Origin of the sequence: Pseudomonas sp. R15(2017) (assembly GCF_002112685.1) — a bacterium.
GTDB classification, from domain to species: domain Bacteria; phylum Pseudomonadota; class Gammaproteobacteria; order Pseudomonadales; family Pseudomonadaceae; genus Aquipseudomonas; species Aquipseudomonas glycinae.
In genome coordinates this window covers 334,364-353,021 of the sequence record NZ_NEII01000007.1, presented here as the reverse complement: position 1 = coordinate 353,021, position 18,658 = coordinate 334,364, and the positions used below count along the sequence as shown (strand labels likewise).

Genomic DNA, 18,658 nt, shown 5'->3' with positions numbered 1-18,658 from the left:
TCTGAGCTTTTCCAACACAGTTAGTGGAGAGATCACCTTGGTAGAGTACGTAGTTTCCCTCGATAAGCTCGGCAAACACGATGTTGAGCATGTGGGGGGCAAGAACGCATCCCTGGGCGAGATGATCAGTAACCTGGCCGGTGCCGGTGTTTCGGTCCCCGGCGGGTTCGCCACCACGGCGCAAGCCTATCGCGACTTCCTGGAACTGAGCGGCCTGAACGATCAGATCCACAAGGCCCTCGATGCGCTGGACGTCGATGACGTCAATGCCCTGGCCAAGACCGGCGCCCAGATCCGCCAATGGATCATGGAAGCCGAATTCCCTGAAAAACTGAACACCGAGATCCGCACCGCGTTCGCCGCGCTGTCGGCCGGTAATCCTGACGTGGCCGTGGCCGTGCGTTCCTCCGCCACCGCCGAAGACTTGCCGGACGCTTCGTTCGCCGGTCAGCAGGAAACCTTCCTGAACATCCGTGGCGTGGAAAACGTCATCCGCGCGGCCAAGGAAGTGTTCGCTTCCCTGTTCAACGACCGCGCCATTTCCTACCGCGTACACCAGGGCTTCGACCACAAGCTGGTTGCCCTGTCGGCCGGCGTGCAGCGCATGGTGCGTTCGGAAACCGGCACCGCCGGCGTGATGTTCACCCTCGATACCGAATCCGGCTTCCGTGACGTGGTGTTCATCACCGGCGCCTACGGCCTGGGCGAAACCGTCGTACAAGGCGCGGTGAACCCGGACGAATTCTATGTCCACAAGGGCACGCTGGAGGCCGGTCGCCCGGCGATCCTGCGCCGCAACCTGGGCAGCAAGGCCATCAAGATGATCTACGGCGACGAGGCCAAGGCCGGTCGTTCCGTGAAAACCGTTGATGTCGACAAGGCCGAGCGCGCGCGCTTCTGCCTGACGGACGCTGAAGTCAGCGAGCTGGCCAAACAGGCGATGATCATCGAGAAGCATTATGGCTGCCCGATGGACATCGAGTGGGCCAAGGACGGTGACGACGGCAAGCTGTACATCGTGCAGGCCCGTCCGGAAACCGTGAAAAGTCGCACCCAGGCCAACGTCATGGAGCGTTACCTGCTGAAAGAAACCGGCACCGTGCTGGTGGAAGGCCGTGCCATCGGCCAGCGCATCGGCGCCGGCAAGGTGCGGATCATCAAGGACGTCTCCGAGATGGACAAGGTCCAGCCGGGCGACGTGCTGGTCTCCGACATGACCGACCCGGACTGGGAGCCGGTCATGAAGCGCGCCAGCGCCATCGTCACCAACCGTGGTGGCCGTACCTGCCACGCGGCGATCATCGCCCGTGAGCTGGGAATTCCTGCGGTCGTGGGTTGCGGTAACGCCACCCAACTGCTGAAGGATGGCCAGGGCGTGACCGTGTCCTGTGCCGAAGGCGATACCGGTTACATCTTCGAAGGCGAGCTGGGCTTCGACATCAAGAAAAACTCCGTGGACGCCATGCCGGAGCTGCCGTTCAAGATCATGATGAACGTCGGCAACCCGGACCGCGCCTTTGACTTCGCGCAGCTGCCGAACGCCGGTGTGGGCCTGGCCCGTCTGGAGTTCATCATCAACCGCATGATCGGCGTGCACCCCAAAGCGCTGTTGAACTACGACGGTCTGCCGCAGGACATCAAGGAAAGCGTCGACAAGCGCATCGCCGGTTACGACGATCCGGTCGGTTTCTATGTCGAGAAACTGGTTGAAGGCATCAGCACCCTGGCCGCTGCGTTCGCACCGAAGAAGGTCATCGTGCGTCTGTCGGACTTCAAGTCCAACGAATACGCCAACCTGATCGGCGGCAAACTGTACGAGCCGGAAGAAGAAAACCCGATGCTGGGCTTCCGTGGCGCTTCGCGTTACATCAGCGAATCGTTCCGTGACTGCTTCGAACTCGAGTGCCGTGCGCTGAAACGCGTACGCAACGAGATGGGCCTGACCAACGTCGAAATCATGGTGCCGTTCGTCCGCACCCTCGGCGAAGCCAGCCAGGTGGTGGATCTGCTTGCCGAGAATGGCCTCAAGCGTGGCGACAACGGTCTGCGCGTAATCATGATGTGCGAACTGCCGTCCAACGCGATCCTGGCGGAAGAATTCCTCGATTTTTTCGACGGTTTCTCGATCGGCTCCAACGACCTGACTCAGCTGACACTGGGTCTGGACCGTGACTCCGGGATCATCGCGCACCTGTTCGACGAGCGTAATCCGGCGGTCAAGAAGCTGCTGGCCAACGCGATTGCTGCGTGCAACAAGGCCGGCAAGTACATCGGCATCTGCGGTCAGGGTCCTTCGGACCACCCGGACCTGGCCAAGTGGCTGATGGAGCAGGGCATCGAAAGCGTGTCGCTGAACCCGGACACCGTGCTGGAAACCTGGTTCTTCCTTGCCGAAGGCCAGGCGGCGGAATAAGCCGTGAATGAAGCCTCGGCCCGTTGAACCGGGCCGGGGCTTTAAGATTGAAGTAGGGCGAGCTCTCCGGATGCCGCCCTTTTTTGTGCAAGAGCATTATGCAAAGCAGCAGCAACCTATTTCCTGTCGCCCTGATCAGCGCCGAGCGACGCGGTGATCTGAGCGAAGACGTTTACCGTTTGAAACCGGGCAACAGCCCTGACTGGTCCGTGGAAATCGCGGTGACCCGTCTCGGCATGGCCGATGAGCCGGCGTCGCGCGGCGTGCCGGTGATCTTGCTGCACGGCAGTTTTTCCAACCGGCGCTTCTGGTTTTCGCCAAAAGGCCTGGGCCTGGGCGCCTATCTGACGCGGCTGGGCTTCGATGTGTGGATCCCGGAAATGCGCGGTCACGGTCTGTCCCAGCGCAACGAGGACTACCGCCGCAACCGCGTCGCCGACTATGCCCGTTACGATTTGCCGGCGATTGCTGCGTTCGTCCGTGAGCAGAGCGGGCAGATTCCGCACTGGATCGGCCACTCGCTGGGTGGCATCACGCTGGCAGCCGCGTTGGGCGGCGAGTACCTCGGTGAGCCTGCGGTGGCGTCGGCGGCGTTTTTCGGCACCCAGGTCAGCCGCACCTACTGGCCGTTGAAGATTCCGCCGGTGGAATGGAGCGGGCGCTTCATTCTCAAGCGTTTTGCCCAGTTGTCCGGCTCGCGGCTCAAGCGCGGCCCCGAGGACGAGCCAATCGGTCTGGCGCTGGAAAGCATGCGCTGGTACGGGCTGTTCGGCCGTTTCGGCGACAAGGACAAGGATTGGTGGGCAGGTCTTGCCGATGTGCAGGTGCCGGTGCTGGCAGTGAGCGCGGCGGGGGATCATCAGGATCCGGCCTGGGCCTGCCGGAAGCTGTTCGAACAGATTGGCTCCGAGCACAAGCAGTTCATCAATCTGGGCCGAGAGCAGGGCTTCAACGATCAGTTCGGTCATGTCGAGATGCTGGTCAGCAAGGCGGCGCAGGCTGAGGTCTGGCCGCTGGTGGCGCGCTGGCTGGCAGATCAGCACACGCCATTGCTTGGCGAGAAGCCGGATCTGGCGGCAGCGGTCTGAGCTCGGCGCCCTGAAAAGGGCATTTCGTTCGCGTCGGCTTGCGGCTAAGATATGACGCATTGGACGGTTCTGGTCATATTTAGTGACTGTTTCGCTATTACGTTTCAGCCTGTGTTCAGGTTCGTTCAGCGACCATGACATGGGCTAAGGTAAACAGCGACCGCCGGAACTCGTTTCAAAAGAGTGCGACATCCTTGATCGTCTTCCTTGTTACAGGAGTTTTTCGATGAACCATTACCTTACGCCTGACCTGTGCGACGCCTATCCGGAGCTGGTTCAGGTGCTGGAACCGATGTTCAGCAATTTCGGCGGCCGTGATTCGTTCGGTGGCGAAATCGTGACCATCAAATGTTTCGAAGACAACTCGCTGGTCAAGGAACAAGCCGAGCTCAAGGGCAACGGCAAGGTGCTGGTGGTCGATGGCGGTGGCTCGCTGCGCTGCGCACTGCTGGGCGACATGATCGCCGAGAAAGCCGCGAAAAACGGTTGGGAAGGGCTGGTCATCTACGGCTGCATCCGTGATGTGGACGTCATCGCCCAGACCGATCTTGGCGTGCAGGCCCTGGCCAGCCATCCGAAAAAGACTGAAAAACGCGGTCTCGGCGACCTCAACGTGCCGGTGACCTTCGCGGGTGTGACCTTCCATCCCGGTCAGTACATCTATGCGGACAACAATGGCGTGATCATCTCGCTAAGTCCGCTGAAAATGCCTGAATAAATCGCGGTAATCACAGGGGTGAGGATGTTCGAGGAAGAAAACGCGCAATGGGGGCTGGTGCATGCCCTGGTGCTGGACGGTAAAGGCGGTGCGCGTTCGATAGCCCGGACTGATCTCGACGATCTGCAGCTGCAGGCTCATGAAAGCCTGTGGCTGCACTGGGATCGCAGTCACCCGCAGACCCAGACCTGGCTGCGCAAATCCAGTGGGCTTAACGAGTTCACCTGTGATCTGCTGTTGGAAGAAAACACCCGCCCACGCCTGTTGCCGCTGCCGGATTCCGAGCTGCTGCTGTTTTTGCGCGGGGTCAATCTCAACCCCGGTGCCGAGCCGGAAGACATGGTGTCGGTGCGGATTTTTGCCTCCGCCCAGCGGGTGATTTCCTTGCGCTTGCGTCCCTTGCGCGCCACTGACGAGTTGCTGGTGATGCTGGGCGAGGGCAAGGGGCCGAAAACCTCGTCCGAATTGATGCTGTATCTGGCGCAATTCCTCACCAACAAGGTGCAGGATCTGGTGACTTGCCTCTCCGAAGTGGTCGATGAAGAGGAAGAAAAACTGGATGCCGACGAACGGTATACCCCCGAGCACGGCGCCATTTTGCACATCCGTCGCCGGGCCGCCGGACTGAAGCGTTTTCTGGCACCGCAGCGGGATATTTTCGGACAGCTGACGCGGATAAAACTGCCGTGGTTCGTTGATGACGATGCCGACTACTGGAACGAATTGAACAACAGCCTGACCCGTTATCTCGAAGAGCTCGAATTGACTCGAGAGCGCGTGGGCCTTGTGCTGGAGGCCGAAGACCGGCGCTTGAGCGTGCACATGAATCGCACGATGTATCGTTTCGGCATCATCACCTGCATCTTCTTGCCGATGAGTTTTATTACCGGTCTGCTGGGCATCAATGTCGGCGGCATTCCGTTCTCGAGCAGCCCTTATGGTTTCCTGATCGCTTGCCTGACGGTGCTCGCCCTGGCGTTCGGACAATGGTGGTTGTTCCGCCGATTGCGCTGGGTCTGACGATGCGCCATGTGACCCGACCAAATTTGCCCGCGTCTTTCACAGACATCACGAGAGGTGCGTATGCACGATCCGTTTGAACAGTCTTTGCGCGACATGCTCAACGCCTCGCCGTCCAGCCGCGACGACGATGCCTGTCTGGGCCGCGTACTCAAAACCGCCAACCGCCAGGTTGGCGCCGGCGATCTGTTCAGCCTGCTGGGCCGCTGGCTGCCCGCGCTGATGATCGCCCTGAATAACGGCTCGGCCCATGTCGCGCCGGTCTCCCGTCTCCGTAAACCTACCGCTCGCACTGCTGATAAGGCTGATTGAATATGGAACTTGATCTCTGGACTCAGAGCCTCGTCACTGCAATGACTGCGTTGTGGACCAAAGTCGCTAATTTCATTCCGAACCTGTTCGGCGCACTGGTTGTGCTGCTGTTGGGTTTTGTCGTGGCCAAGCTGCTGGACACCTTGCTGTCCAAATTGCTGGCCAAACTGGGGCTTGATCGCCTGATGGGCGGCACCGGCCTGACCAAATTGATGTCCCGCGCGGGGCTGCAAGTGCCGATCTCCACGTTGATCGGTAAAATCGTCTATTGGTTCGTTCTGCTGATTTTTCTGGTTTCGGCAGCAGAATCCCTTGGACTTGAGCGAGTTTCAGCTACGCTTGACATGCTCGCGCTGTATCTGCCGAAGGTATTCGGTGCGGCGCTTGTGTTACTGGTCGGTGTCCTGCTCGCGCAACTGGCCAATGGCCTGGTTCGCGGGGCGGCAGAAGGCGTAGGCCTGGACTACGCTTCCGGCCTTGGGCGAATTGCCCAGGGCCTGGTGATCATCATCAGCATTTCGGTCGCGATCAGTCAGCTGGAGGTCAAGACCGACCTGCTGAACCATGTGATCGTGATCGTATTGATTACCGTTGGTCTGGCGGTTGCGTTGGCCATGGGGTTGGGAAGCCGGGAAATTGCCGGTCAGATTCTTGCGGGAATCTATGTGCGTGAGTTGTATCAGGTTGGGCAACAAGTGCGTATTGGCGAGGTCGAAGGCCAGATTGAAGAGATCGGCACGGTTAAGACCACATTGCTGACCGATGAGGGTGAGCTAGTCTCTCTCTCCAATCGGATCCTGCTGGAGCAGCATGTGAGTAGCCGCTAACCCGGCAAACCCTGCTAATGTATGCCGCCGCAAAATGCCAGCCATCGCTGGCTGCGGTGGACATTGACCTGACTGTCGGCACGACTTGTTTTGAATAAAGCCCAAACGCTATCCACGCGCTACGACCCCCGCGAGCTCTCTGATGAGGAGTTGGTCGCGCGCTCGCATACCGAGCTTTTTCACGTGACGCGTGCGTATGAAGAACTGATGCGGCGTTACCAGCGGACATTATTTAACGTGTGCGCACGATATCTTGGGAACGATCGCGATGCAGACGATGTCTGTCAGGAAGTGATGTTGAAGGTGCTGTACGGGCTGAAGAACTTCGAGGGGAAATCGAAGTTCAAGACATGGCTGTACAGCATCACCTACAACGAATGCATCACACAGTATCGGAAGGAACGGCGAAAGCGTCGCTTGATGGACGCACTGAGTCTTGACCCCCTTGAGGAAGCGTCCGAAGAAAAGGCGCCGAAACCCGAGGAGAAGGGCGGACTGGATCGCTGGCTGGTGTATGTGAACCCGATTGACCGGGAAATTCTGGTGCTACGATTTGTCGCAGAGCTGGAGTTCCAGGAGATCGCAGACATCATGCACATGGGTTTGAGTGCGACAAAAATGCGTTACAAACGCGCTCTTGATAAATTGCGTGAGAAATTTGCAGGCATTGCTGAAACTTAGTTCGGCGCAAATATCTCTTACGTGTAGGCAAGTTCTGATAGACTTGCCGCCGAGTTGTCCCCCGGTTTGCGGGACTGCTTCACAATCACCAGATGGGGATTTAACGGATGAAACTGAAAAACACCTTGGGCTTGGCCATTGGTTCTTTGATTGCCGCCACTTCTTTCGGCGCTCTGGCACAAGGCCAAGGCGCAGTTGAAATCGAAGGCTTCGCAAAGAAAGAACAATTCGACAGCGCTCGTAACTTCAAGAACAACGGCAACCTGTTCGGCGGTTCGATCGGTTACTTCCTGACCGACGACGTTGAACTGCGTCTGGGCTACGACGAAGTGCACAACGTGCGTGCCGACGATGGCAAGAACGTCAAGGGCGCCAACACCGCTCTGGACGCTCTGTACCACTTCAACAACCCAGGCGACATGCTGCGTCCATACGTTTCGGCCGGTTTCTCTGACCAGAGCATCGACCAGAACGGTTCGAACGGTCGCAACCGTTCCACCTTCGCCAACCTGGGCGCCGGTGCCAAGCTGTACTTCACCGACAACTTCTACGCCCGTGCTGGCGTTGAAGCTCAGTACAACATCGACCAGGGCGACACCGAGTGGGCTCCTAGCGTCGGTATCGGTGTGAACTTCGGTGGCGGCTCCAAGCCAGCTGCTGCTCCAGTTCCAGCACCAGCTGAAGTCTGCTCCGACAGCGACAACGACGGCGTGTGCGACAACGTTGACAAGTGCCCGGACACCCCAGCCAACGTAACTGTTGACGCTGATGGCTGCCCTGCAGTTGCTGAAGTTGTTCGTGTTGAGCTGGACGTCAAGTTCGACTTCGACAAGTCGGTTGTGAAGCCAAACAGCTACGGCGACATCAAAAACCTGGCTGACTTCATGAAGCAGTACCCATCCACCACCACTACTGTTGAAGGTCACACTGACTCCGTCGGTCCTGACGCTTACAACCAGAAACTGTCCGAGCGTCGTGCAAACGCCGTTAAGCAAGTTCTGACCAACCAGTACGGTGTTGAATCGTCCCGCGTTCAGTCGATCGGCTACGGCGAATCCCGCCCAGTTGCTGACAACAAAACTGAAGCTGGCCGTGCTGTTAACCGTCGCGTAGAAGCGCAGGTTGAAGCTCAAGCTAAGTAATTAGCTGCCGCTCCGAGAAAAGCCCGGCTTATGCCGGGCTTTTCTTTGCCTGCGATTTGGTGAAACCGGAGTTGTCAGGCCAGTCGATCGGCTGCCCAGCCAATCGAATCGACCTGGGTCGCAGCCGCTGCAACGGCGCCTATGACCAGAATCGCAGGACTCTTGAGCTGGAAACCAAGGGCATCGTCTTCCATCGCTGTCAGATCACTGCGGCATTCGCGCTGCCCTGGCAACGAGGCATTCTCGATCATCGCCACTGGCGTATTCGCCGCCATACCGCCTGCCAGCAGTTGTTCGCGAATCTCGCCGAGCTTCGCCACTCCCATGTAAATCACCAGCGTCGTCCCGCCTTGCGCCAGCGCCCGCCAATTCAACTGGCTGTCGTCCTGGGTGTGGGCCGTGACCAGCGTCACGCCCCGGGCCACGCCGCGTAGCGTCAGCGGAATATCACACTGGGTCGCGCCAGCCAGTCCGGCGGTGATGCCATTGACCAGTTCCACCTTGACCCCGCGCTCGCGCAACCACTGTGCTTCCTCACCCCCACGCCCGAAAATGCACGGATCGCCGCCCTTGAGCCGCACCACGCATTTGCCCTGACGGGCATAACGCAGCATCAGCCGATGGATGAACGCCTGGGGCGTCGAACGACAGCCACCGCGTTTGCCGACCGCGATGATCCGTGCAGCAGGGCAGTGCTCAAGTACCGCCTCATTGACCAGATCGTCGATCAGTACCACCTCGGCCTCGCGCAAGGCACGTACGGCTTTTAACGTCAGCAGTTCAGGATCACCGGGGCCCGCGCCCACCAGCCAGACTTTCGCGTTCATGGTGTTTTCCTCTTCAGATAACGGCGACCGGACGCACTTCGGCGGTCAGCAAACGCTTGATTTCCGGGACGCAGGAGCCGCATTGCGTGCCGCATCCCAATGTATTTTTCAAACCCTGCAGATCCAGCCCTTCACGAATACCGGCGCAGACCGCGCTGTGGCTGACGTTCTTGCAGTTGCACAGGGTTTTGTCCGCCACAACCTGCGCCCCGGCATTGCCCGGCGGTGCACTCATCGGCGCCAGCAGCCAGCGCCGCAGTTGTTCGTCGGCACGACCTTCCAGCCACAGGCCTTGCAACCAGTGCTGAGCGAGGGTTTCGCCAGCGAGGCGGATCGCAGTGATGCGCCCGTTTTCGATGCGCACCCGTTTACCGATGGCGCGACGAGGATCGTCATAAGCCAGCACCGGCCCGTCGATCAGGGCCAGGCACTGGTCGATTTCACGCAGCAATTGCGGCTCCGGCGCCACGGCGCTGGCTGCGCGTATCAGCAGCGCAGGCCGTTCACGTCCGACAAGGCTGAGACTTGCGTAGGAAAACGCCTCACAGAGCGGTCGAAGCGCCTCGAAATGCCGTTGAACATCGCCCTCGATCAGTGCGAACAGTTGCCATGGCAAACTCACCGGTTCCAGCCTTACACCGCTGTGCTTGAGTTCCGGCTGTTTCGACAAAGGATCGAAGGCGGGCAGGGTCAGGCTGTTCACGCCGCCCTTGAGGAAACGATCACCCCAGTGCATCGGCAGGAACGCCTGGCCCGGACGCACGCTGTCATCGCTGGCGACCGCCACAATCACTGCGCCCCGACGACTTTTCAGATTCACCAGATCCCCCGATTGCAAGCGGTGACGGCGCAATTCGTCAGGATGCAGGCTCAACACTGCTTCGCTGACATGGCCGAACAACTGCGCAGCCGTACCCGTGCGGCTCATACCGTGCCATTGATCTCGCAGGCGACCGGTGATCAGGGTCAGGGGAAAGCGCGCGTCGCGCTGTTCCTTGGCGGCGCGATAGGGATCGGCAACGAACTGCGCGCGCCCGTTCGCTGTAGGAAAGATACCGTCGCCATACAGCCGGGCTGTACCTTGGCGAGCACCGACGGGGAAGGGCCATTGCTGTGGCCCCAGTTCATCAATCAACCCATGGCTGATCCCGGACAAATCCAGATCGCGTCCCCGGGTCAGTTGTTTGTACTCGTCAAACAGCTGCGCCGGTTGTTCGAACGCAAACAGCCCCGGCTGCTGCGGGCGCAGACGCTTCTCCAGGCGTTGTGCGAAATCTACGGTGATCGCCCAGTCCGGTCGTGCTTCACCCGGTGCGGCAATGGCCTGGCGGACGTGGGAAATCCGCCGTTCGGAGTTGGTCACCGAACCTTCCTTCTCGCCCCAACTGGCCGCCGGCAACAGCAGATCGGCAAACGCTGCGGTTTCGGTGGTACGGAATGCCTCCTGCAAAACCACGAACGGACAAGCCTCCAGCGCGGCGCGCACAGCGGTCTGGTCCGGCATCGATTGCGCGGGATTTGTGCAGGCAATCCACAACGCCTTGATCTTGCCGCTGCGCACTTGTTCAAACAGTTCGATGGCGCTGAGCCCGGTGTTTTCCGGCAGCTTATCCACACCCCAATACGCCGCGACTTCTGCGCGATGCTCTGGATTGGCGACTTCACGATGGCCTGGTAACAGATTGGAAAGGCTGCCGGTTTCGCGCCCGCCCATGGCATTGGGCTGACCGGTCAGGGAGAAAGGTCCTGCACCCGGCCGGCCGATTTGCCCGGTGGCCAGATGCAGATTGATCAGCGCGCTGTTCTTCGCACTGCCGGCGGTGGACTGGTTCAGGCCCATGCACCACAGCGACAGGAAACTCGGCGCGGTGCCGATCCACTCGGCGCATTGCTGCAACTGCTCGACGCTGATCCCGCACAGCTGCGAAACCATCGCCGGGGTGTAATCGCGCACCAGGCTTTTCAGCTCGGCGAGGCCTTCGGTGTGGGCCTTGATGAAGTCGCGGTCGATCCAGTCTTCCCACAACAACAGATGCAAAATTCCATGGAACAACGCGACATCGGTGCCCGGCAGAATCGCCAGATGCAGGTCGGCCAAATCACAAGTGTCGGTGCGCCGTGGATCAATGACGACGACTTTCATCTGCGGGCGGCGGGATTTTGCTTCTTCGAGGCGGCGAAAAAGCACTGGATGCGCGTAGGCCATGTTACTGCCGACGATCACCACGCAATCGCTCAACTCCAGGTCTTCATAGCTGCATGGCGGTGCGTCGGCGCCGAGGCTGCGTTTGTAGCCGACCACTGCCGACGACATGCACAGCCGCGAATTACTGTCGATGTTATTGGTGCCGACCAGCGCTCGCGCCAGTTTGTTGAAGGCGTAGTAATCCTCGGTCAGCAATTGCCCGGAGATGTAGAACGCCACGCTGTCCGGGCCATGTTCGGCGATGGTTGCGGCGAATACGTTGGTGGCGTGATCCAGCGCGGTGTCCCAGTCGCAGCGACTGCGCGCCAGGCCTTTGCCCAGGCGCAATTCCGGGTACAGCGCTCGGGCCGCCAGGTCGCCGGTCAGGTGCAGGGTCGAGCCTTTACTGCACAGTTTGCCGAAGTTGGCCGGATGCGCCGGATCGCCGCTGACGCCGAGGATGCGCTCGCCGTCATGTTCGATCAGCACGCCGCAGCCGACCCCGCAATAGCAACAGGTCGAGGCGGTCGTCTGGCGGTTCATCAGACGGCGTCCCGCAGGGCCAGTTGCACGCGGCCGTTTTCCACTCGGGCCGGGTGATGGTGCGCGCAGCCGACGTCCGGCGCCTGGGCTTCGCCGGATTGCAGGTCGATCTGCCAGTTGTGCAGCGGGCAGGCGACACGTTTGCCGTAGATCAGGCCTTGGGACAGCGGGCCGCCCTTGTGCGGGCAGCGGTCATCGAGTGCGAAAACTTCGTCGTCGCTTGTGCGAAAGATCGCGATGTCGCCTTTGGGCCCGGCGATGATCCGCGAACCGAGGGCATTGATCTCTTCCAGGGCACAGATATCGAGCCAGTTCATGCCGGCACCTCCAGGTTTTTCACGGGGATCACGTCGAATTCTTTCTTCAGTTGCGGCTGCGCGAGGCGCTCTTTCCACGGGTCCTGTTCGAACGACAGGGAGAATTGCAGGCGCTCGTTCAGAGCCTTGCGGCGCTCGGGGTCTTCCAGTACGGCTTTCTTGATGTGCTCCATGCCGACCCGTTGCAGGTAATGCACGGTGCGTTCGAGGTAGAAGGCTTCTTCGCGGTACAACTGCAGGAACGCGCCGTTGTATTCGCGCACTTCTTCGGCAGTCTTGAGCTTGACGAAGAACTCGGCGACTTCGGTCTTGATCCCGCCGTTGCCACCGATATACATCTCCCAGCCGGAATCGACGCCGATGATTCCTACGTCCTTGATTCCTGCTTCCGAGCAGTTGCGTGGGCATCCGGAGACCGCCAACTTCACTTTGTGCGGCGACCACATGTTGAACAGGTCATGTTCGAGGTCGATGCCCAACTGGGTCGAGTTCTGCGTGCCGAAGCGGCAGAACTCGCTGCCGACGCAGGTTTTCACGGTGCGGATCGATTTGCCGTAGGCGTGGCCGGATGGCATGTCGAGGTCTTTCCACACACCGGGCAGATCCTGTTTCTTGATCCCCAGCAAGTCGATGCGCTGGCCGCCGGTGACCTTGACCATTGGCACCTGATACTTGTCCGCCACGTCGGCGATCCGCCGCAGTTCCGACGGGTTGGTCACGCCGCCCCACATCCGTGGCACCACCGAATAGGTACCGTCCTTCTGGATGTTGGCGTGGGCCCGCTCGTTGATCAGGCGCGACTGCGGATCGTCCTTGGCTTCGCCGGGCCAGGTGGAAATCAAGTAGTAGTTGAGGGCCGGGCGGCAGGTAGCGCAGCCGTTCGGAGTGCGCCAGTTGAGGTAGCTCATGGTGCCGGCAATGGTCAGCAGGTGCTGCTCGCGAATGGCCTGGCGAATCTGGCCATGGTTGAGATCGCTGCAACCGCAGATGGCTTTTTCGCTTTTCGGTTTGACGTCCGCCGCGCCGCCGACGGTGTTGATCAGGATCTGTTCGACCAGCCCGGCGCAGGAGCCGCAGGAGCTGGCAGCCTTGGTGTGTTTCTTCACTTCGTCGACGCTGAACAGGCCATGTTCCTGAATCGCCTTGACGATGGTGCCCTTGCACACGCCGTTGCAGCCGCAGACTTCGGCATTGTCGGCCATGCTCATGGCTTTGTCCTGGCCCTGATGTCCTACGTCGCCAAGTGCGTTTTCTCCGAACATGAGGTGATCGCGGATCTCGCCGATGGCGTGATTCTCACGAATCTGCCGGAAATACCAACCACCATCTGCCGTATCGCCGTACAGACAGGCGCCGACCAGCACGTCATCCTTGATCACCAGTTTTTTGTACACCCCGCCGATCGGGTCGGAGAGGGTGATGGTTTCGGTGCCTTCGCCGCCCATGAAGTCGCCAGCGGAAAACAGATCGATGCCGGTAACCTTCAGTTTGGTCGACGTCACCGAGCCCTGATAACGGGCGAAACCCAGTTGCGCCAGGTGGTTGGCGCAGACCTTGGCCTGTTCAAACAGCGGCGCCACCAGGCCGTAGGCGATGCCACGGTGGCTGGCGCATTCGCCGATCGCATAGATGCGTGGGTCGTAGGTTTGCAGGGTGTCGTTGACCAGAATCCCGCGGTTGCACGGGATACCGGCCTTTTCTGCCAGTTCAGTGTTGGGGCGGATGCCGGCGGCCATGACCACCAGATCGGCGGGGATGATGTCGCCGTTCTTGAATTGCACCGAGCCGACCCGACCATTGCCGGCGTCGTGCAGGGCCTGGGTCTGTTCGCACAGGCGAAAGTGCAGGCCGCGGGATTCGAGGGCGGTTTGCAGGAGTTGGCCGCTGGTCTTGTCCAGTTGCCGCTCCAGCAGCCATTCACCGAGGTGCACCACGGTGACGTGCATGCCGCGCAGCATCAGGCCGTTGGCCGCTTCGAGACCGAGCAGGCCGCCGCCGATCACCACGGCGTGCTTGTGGGTCTTGGCAGTGTCGATCATCGCCTGGGTGTCGGCGATGTCGCGGTAGCCGATCACGCCCTGCAAGGTGTTGCCGGGGATCGGCAGGATGAACGGGGTCGAACCTGTGGCGATCAGCAGGCGATCGTATTCGGCCTCGGTGCCGTCCTCGGCGATCACTCGGCGTTTGACCCGGTCGATCTCCACCACTTTGCGGTTGAGCAGCAGTTTGATGCCGTTTTCCAGATACCAGTCGAGGTCGTTGAGCACGATTTCTTCGAAGGTCTGTTCGCCGGCCAATACCGGCGACAACAGGATGCGGTTGTAGTTGGTGTGCGGTTCGGCGCCGAAGACCGTGATGTCGTACAGCTCGTTGCTCAGCTTGAGCAGTTCTTCCAGGGTACGAACCCCGGCCATGCCATTGCCGATCATCACCAGTTTGAGTTTTTTCATCAGGTTCTCCGGGAGCATCGGGCTTGCCTCTTGTGGGCAGTCAGGCCTTGCTCGACAAAAATGGCGCAAACAAAAAAGGCGTCCCGCCAGTTACCTAGCGAGGACGCCTTTGTCCTTGTCCCGTTCTCTCGGGAAGCCTGGCCTTCGTCGTTGAAGGTCGGGCTTTATGTCAGTTGAAAACGTTAATGCAGTGGTTGTGCCAAGTCGCGGCGGGCCGCGAATTTACTGGGGTAGTGCTGGAATTGGCCAGATGTTCGTTGTGGTTTTTGCACTGAATGGAAGCGGCACGCCCGTTAATGGAGCGCCGCATCAGCCATGAAACAGCAGGAACAGCAGCACCAGATTGCCCAGCAGCGCCAGTAATGCCAGTGTCCGCCAGACCTTCAGCGGCTCACGCTCCAGCAAGGGGCGAGGGCGCACATTCAGGCTGCGGCGCTCACCTTGCTCCAGAATCAGCAGCCATTCCTCGGCGGTTTCATAGCGTTGCAAAGGATCGGCCGCCACACCGCGCTCCAGGCACTGCGCCAGCCATTCCGGCAGATCCGGGCGATAGCGACCGGCACTCACCGGCACCCCGAAACGCGGGCGCTGGAAGGCTTCGATCTCGCCGTAGGGAAAATGTCCGGTGAGCAGGAAATACAAGGTCACGCCCACCGCATACAGATCCTGGTGTGTGCTGGGCGCCGCGCCTTGAAAGGCTTCTGGCGCGATGAAGCTCGGGGTTCCGGGCAAGGTCGATGGTGCGTCCTGCGACAGACCGGGGCAATACGCCAGACCGAAATCCAGCAGGCGCAACTCGCCGTCGTCCCCCAGGTGCAGGTTTTCCGGTTTGATGTCGCGGTGCAGGATCTGCCGTCGGTGTAACAGGCCGACTGCCCGCAGCAGACGTTCGGCCAGATCCTGCCACTGAGCCAGTGGCAGCGGGCCGCTTTGTGCGAACAACTGCGCCAGGGTCGTCCCTGAATATTCACGCATCACGTAGTACAAATGCTGACGCTGACCGGCGCTATGGACTTCGGGAAAGTGCCGCCCGGCGACGCGTTTGAGAAACCATTCCTCCGCCAGCAAGGCCTGACCAGCCTGGGCATCGTCTGCCAGTTGTGCAGGCAAAGTCTTCAACAGCCAGGCTTGGCCCTGACCATCGAGCACGCGATACAGCAACGATTGCTGGCTCTGACCGACGGTTCCTTGCACCTGCCAGCCTTCGAATGCCTGACCCGGTTTCAGCGGCGGGGGCAGCGGCCATTGCTGCAAATGAATCAGCGCATCGCCAAGACTGGCCTCGCCAACAGCATCCACCCGCACCAACAGCGCACTGGCATTGTCCTGACTGCCGGCCAGGTGCGCAGCGTTGACCAGCGTTTGCGCCGCACTGTGCAGATCCGGTTGATCGCGCAGGATTCCGGCAATGGCGGTATCGCCGAGCGCCGCCCAAACGCCATCACTGAGCAGCACAAAACATTCGCCGTCACGCAGTTCGCCATCGAGAAAATCCAGCACCAGATGCTGATCCAGCCCCAGGGCGCGCTTGAGCACGTGCTGCATGCCCGGTTGATCCCAGACGTGATCCTCGCTGATCCGTTGCAAGGTCTCGGCGTGCCAGCGATAGACCCGGCAATCACCGACGTGCGCCAGGGTAAACCGCCGGCCGCGCAGGACCAGCGCGCTGACGGTGGTGAGCAGCGGCTGGCCGCCACCGTTGGCCTGCAACCAGCGGTTTTGCGCGAGCAGCAGACGATCGAGGGCCTGGGCCACGCTCCAGGTTTCCGGAGTGGCGTAATAGTCCAGTGCCAGCGCCTGCAAGGTCGAACGTGCGGCCAGCCCGCCATCGGCGCACTGGCTCACGCCGTCGGCGATGGCAAACAGAAAGCCTTTGCTGGCAGCCAGCGCCGGGGCCGGCGTGACCAGGCGCAAGGCGTCCTGATTTTCCGCGCGGGGGCCGGTGGCGCTGGCTTCGGCGAAGCTCAGTTGCAGAGCCATTCGGGCCTCAGACCCGGGCAGCGGTCACGGCCGCCGAACCCCAGGTGGTTCTCCAGCGACGTTTGACCCCGTGCAGGCCGAACCACGCCAGCACGCCAAGGCTGGCGAACAGCCACAGCGCCAGTTGATAGCTGCCGGTGCTCTGTTTGATCGCGCCCATGCCTGCCGCCAGGGCAAAACCGCCGATGCCGCCGGCCATGCCGATCAGCCCGGTCATCACGCCGATTTCGCGCCGGAAACGTTGCGGCACCAGTTGGAACACCGCGCCATTACCTGCGCCGAGACCGAGCATGGTGCAGACGAAAAGTGCCAGCGCCGCGTAGGAACTTGGCAGGTTGAAACCGACCGCCGCGATACAAACTGCGGCGACCGTGTACATCGCCAAAAGCGTGCGAATACCACCGAATCGGTCAGCCAGTGCGCCACCGAGGGGACGCATCAGGCTGCCGCCGAAGACGCAGGCGGCGGTGTAGTAACCGGCGGTCACCGGGCTCAGGCCGTATTGATCGTTGAAGTAGCCGGGCAGGGCGCTGGCCAGGCCGATGAAGCCGCCGAAGGTGACGCTGTAGAAAAACATGAACCACCAGCTGTCGCGATCACCCAAAGCCTTGAAGTAGTCGGCCATGGCTTTGGCTTTTGGTCGCTCCGGCGCGTTTTTCGCCAGCCAGGCGAACAGCACCAGGGTCAGGATCAACGGGATCAGGGCGAACCCGAATACATTGCTCCAGCCAAACGCCGCCGCCAGCACCGGGGCGATCAGTGCCGCGAACACAGTCCCGGAATTGCCGGCCCCGGCGATGCCCATCGCCTTGCCCTGATGTTCCGGCGGATACCATTGCGAGGCCAGCGGCAGGGCCACGGCGAAAGAAGCGCCAGCCATACCGAGGAACAAACCGAGCAGCAGGGCCTGTTCGTAACTGTGGATGCCCAGTTTCCAGGCACCGAACAGTGCGCAGATCACGATCACCTGGCCGATCAGCCCGGCGGTTTTCGGCGACAGGCGATCGGCGAGCATGCCCATCGCAAAACGCAGTACCGCGCCGGCCAGAATCGGCGTGGCGACCACAAGACCGCGCTGCTGGGTAGTCAGGTGCAGATCGCCAGCAATCTGCACCGCCAGCGGGCCGAGCAGGTACCAGACCATGAAGCTCAGGTCGAAATACAGGAAGGCCGCGAACAGGGTCGGGGTGTGGCCGGATTTCCAGAAGCTTTTATTCATCGCGCACCTCAGCTGTAGAGAATCTCGAGAAGGAGTCAGAACCAGCACAGTGGGGCGCCGCCACGGCCGCACCACCGGCCCCGTTCGATGGGGCCAAAACGCAAAAACGCCGCTACCCGGATCGCCGAAAGGGGCGAAGAAGGTGAGCGACGTCTTTGTCGTAGGTGGGGCAACCGCCGTTGGTTACCTGTAGGGATTACTTAGCGAGATTTGTGCCAATAGTCTGAAACCGCGTTGCGGCCAATCGCGGCCAAGCCCGCTCCCACAGGTTCTGCATTAATCACAGACACTGTGTACGACAAGGAAACCTGTGGGAGCTGGCTTGCCAGCGATGGGGCCTTCAGAGGCTCCACGAAACTTCAGCCGAGCAACTCGCTCATCGCGATGATCTGCTCCGCCACCTGAATCAGTTTCTGCTGGCGGCTCATGGCCTGGCGGCGCATCAGGGTGTAGGCCTCTTCTTCGTTGCAGTCCTTCATTTTCATCAGCAGCCCTTTGGCCAGTTCGATGCGCTTGCGCTCGGCCAGTTGCTGGTCGCGGGCCTGAAGCTGGGCGCGCAAGGCCTGGTCGCTTTCGAAACGGGCCATGGCCACGTCGAGAATCGGCTGCAGACGTTGTGCGTGAATGCCCTCGACGATGTAGGCACTGACCCCGGACTTGATCGCCTGACGCATCACGCCGGGGTCATGTTCGTCGGTGAACATCACGATCGGCCGGGGCTGGTCGCGGCTGACCAGCACCACTTGCTCCATCACATCGCGGCTCGGTGACTCGGTATCGATCAGGATCACGTCCGGACGCACCGTTTCGACGCGCGCCGGCAGGTCGATGGTCAGGCCCGACTCGTCGATCACCTCGAAACCGGCCTCGGTCAGCGCGGCTTTCAGGCGTCCGACTTTTTTCGCGGTGTCGTTGATCAGCAGAATGCGCAACATA

The 18,658-nt window shown here is 60.7% G+C and carries 15 protein-coding genes; 8 read left to right on the top strand and 7 right to left on the bottom strand.

Annotated elements, in window-relative coordinates:
- The first annotated feature begins 37 nt into the window (after positions 1-37).
- The 8 genes from ppsA to CAF77_RS16700 all read left to right on the top strand — a co-directional run bounded on the left by ppsA (position 38) and on the right by CAF77_RS16700 (position 8,201).
- Positions 38-2,413, top strand: a complete 2,376-nt coding sequence (ppsA, locus tag CAF77_RS16735) for a phosphoenolpyruvate synthase (protein ID WP_064378746.1) — start codon at positions 38-40, stop codon at positions 2,411-2,413.
- Positions 2,414-2,511: 98 nt separating this feature from the next.
- Positions 2,512-3,501, top strand: a complete 990-nt coding sequence (locus CAF77_RS16730; protein WP_011333247.1) for an alpha/beta fold hydrolase — start codon at positions 2,512-2,514, stop codon at positions 3,499-3,501.
- 226 nt (positions 3,502-3,727) lie between these two features.
- Positions 3,728-4,219: a ribonuclease E activity regulator RraA gene (rraA, locus tag CAF77_RS16725; RefSeq protein ID WP_064378747.1), complete on the top strand. Its 492-nt coding sequence runs from the start codon at positions 3,728-3,730 to the stop codon at positions 4,217-4,219.
- Between the two features lie 24 nt (positions 4,220-4,243).
- Positions 4,244-5,239 carry a zinc transporter ZntB gene (locus CAF77_RS16720; RefSeq protein ID WP_011333249.1) on the top strand — a complete coding sequence of 332 codons (996 nt, stop codon included), beginning with the start codon at positions 4,244-4,246 and terminating at the stop codon, positions 5,237-5,239.
- 63 nt (positions 5,240-5,302) lie between these two features.
- Positions 5,303-5,551: a hypothetical protein gene (locus tag CAF77_RS16715; protein WP_007951986.1), complete on the top strand. Its 249-nt coding sequence runs from the start codon at positions 5,303-5,305 to the stop codon at positions 5,549-5,551.
- 2 nt (positions 5,552-5,553) lie between these two features.
- On the top strand, positions 5,554-6,378 hold the full coding sequence (locus CAF77_RS16710; protein WP_007951987.1) for a mechanosensitive ion channel domain-containing protein: 825 nt from the start codon (positions 5,554-5,556) through the stop codon (positions 6,376-6,378).
- A 90-nt stretch (positions 6,379-6,468) separates the two neighbouring features.
- Positions 6,469-7,059, top strand: coding sequence for an RNA polymerase sigma factor SigX (gene sigX, locus CAF77_RS16705; protein ID WP_011333251.1), 591 nt, complete (start codon positions 6,469-6,471; stop codon positions 7,057-7,059).
- 107 nt (positions 7,060-7,166) lie between these two features.
- Positions 7,167-8,201 (top strand): OmpA family protein, encoded by a 1,035-nt coding sequence (locus CAF77_RS16700; protein ID WP_011333252.1) that lies wholly within the window; start codon positions 7,167-7,169, stop codon positions 8,199-8,201.
- Between the two features lie 74 nt (positions 8,202-8,275).
- Here CAF77_RS16700 and cobA read toward each other — a convergent pair whose 3' ends face one another.
- From cobA to CAF77_RS16665, 7 genes are all read right to left on the bottom strand, one after another.
- The gene (cobA, locus tag CAF77_RS16695; RefSeq protein ID WP_085655252.1) at positions 8,276-9,028 is read right to left on the bottom strand and encodes a uroporphyrinogen-III C-methyltransferase; all 753 of its coding nucleotides are present in this window, start codon (positions 9,026-9,028) and stop codon (positions 8,276-8,278) included.
- Between the two features lie 13 nt (positions 9,029-9,041).
- The gene (locus tag CAF77_RS16690) at positions 9,042-11,756 is read right to left on the bottom strand and encodes a nitrate reductase (protein ID WP_085655251.1); all 2,715 of its coding nucleotides are present in this window, start codon (positions 11,754-11,756) and stop codon (positions 9,042-9,044) included.
- The gene (gene nirD, locus CAF77_RS16685; protein WP_007951992.1) at positions 11,756-12,073 is read right to left on the bottom strand and encodes a nitrite reductase small subunit NirD; all 318 of its coding nucleotides are present in this window, start codon (positions 12,071-12,073) and stop codon (positions 11,756-11,758) included. Before nirD ends, CAF77_RS16690 begins: the two co-directional genes overlap by 1 nt.
- Positions 12,070-14,523 (bottom strand): nitrite reductase large subunit NirB, encoded by a 2,454-nt coding sequence (gene nirB / locus CAF77_RS16680; RefSeq protein ID WP_064384028.1) that lies wholly within the window; start codon positions 14,521-14,523, stop codon positions 12,070-12,072. The genes nirD and nirB overlap by 4 nt, the downstream gene beginning before the upstream one ends.
- Before the next feature lie 309 nt (positions 14,524-14,832).
- On the bottom strand, positions 14,833-16,503 hold the full coding sequence (locus tag CAF77_RS16675) for a bifunctional protein-serine/threonine kinase/phosphatase (protein ID WP_085655250.1): 1,671 nt from the start codon (positions 16,501-16,503) through the stop codon (positions 14,833-14,835).
- 7 nt (positions 16,504-16,510) lie between these two features.
- Entirely contained in the window at positions 16,511-17,722 is a 1,212-nt protein-coding gene (locus CAF77_RS16670; RefSeq protein WP_064378752.1) for a NarK/NasA family nitrate transporter, read from the bottom strand.
- 359 nt (positions 17,723-18,081) lie between these two features.
- Positions 18,082-18,657 (bottom strand): ANTAR domain-containing response regulator, encoded by a 576-nt coding sequence (locus CAF77_RS16665; protein WP_007916390.1) that lies wholly within the window; start codon positions 18,655-18,657, stop codon positions 18,082-18,084.
- Between the last annotated feature and the right edge of the window lies 1 nt (position 18,658).

What these genes read in the sequence shown, in the direction of transcription:
- CAF77_RS16730 (WP_011333247.1), top strand. Translation starts at nt 2,512, where the DNA reads ATGCAAAGCAGCAGCAACCTATTTCCTGTCGCCCTGATCAGCGCCGAG.
- rraA (WP_064378747.1), top strand. Translation starts at nt 3,728, where the DNA reads ATGAACCATTACCTTACGCCTGACCTGTGCGACGCCTATCCGGAGCTG.
- CAF77_RS16720 (WP_011333249.1), top strand. Translation starts at nt 4,244, where the DNA reads ATGTTCGAGGAAGAAAACGCGCAATGGGGGCTGGTGCATGCCCTGGTG.
- CAF77_RS16715 (WP_007951986.1), top strand. Translation starts at nt 5,303, where the DNA reads ATGCACGATCCGTTTGAACAGTCTTTGCGCGACATGCTCAACGCCTCG.
- CAF77_RS16710 (WP_007951987.1), top strand. Translation starts at nt 5,554, where the DNA reads ATGGAACTTGATCTCTGGACTCAGAGCCTCGTCACTGCAATGACTGCG.
- CAF77_RS16700 (WP_011333252.1), top strand. Translation starts at nt 7,167, where the DNA reads ATGAAACTGAAAAACACCTTGGGCTTGGCCATTGGTTCTTTGATTGCC.
- cobA (WP_085655252.1), bottom strand. Translation starts at nt 9,028, where the DNA reads ATGAACGCGAAAGTCTGGCTGGTGGGCGCGGGCCCCGGTGATCCTGAA.
- CAF77_RS16690 (WP_085655251.1), bottom strand. Translation starts at nt 11,756, where the DNA reads ATGAACCGCCAGACGACCGCCTCGACCTGTTGCTATTGCGGGGTCGGC.
- nirD (WP_007951992.1), bottom strand. Translation starts at nt 12,073, where the DNA reads ATGAACTGGCTCGATATCTGTGCCCTGGAAGAGATCAATGCCCTCGGT.
- nirB (WP_064384028.1), bottom strand. Translation starts at nt 14,523, where the DNA reads ATGAAAAAACTCAAACTGGTGATGATCGGCAATGGCATGGCCGGGGTT.
- CAF77_RS16675 (WP_085655250.1), bottom strand. Translation starts at nt 16,503, where the DNA reads ATGGCTCTGCAACTGAGCTTCGCCGAAGCCAGCGCCACCGGCCCCCGC.
- CAF77_RS16670 (WP_064378752.1), bottom strand. Translation starts at nt 17,722, where the DNA reads ATGAATAAAAGCTTCTGGAAATCCGGCCACACCCCGACCCTGTTCGCG.
- CAF77_RS16665 (WP_007916390.1), bottom strand. Translation starts at nt 18,657, where the DNA reads ATGTTGCGCATTCTGCTGATCAACGACACCGCGAAAAAAGTCGGACGC.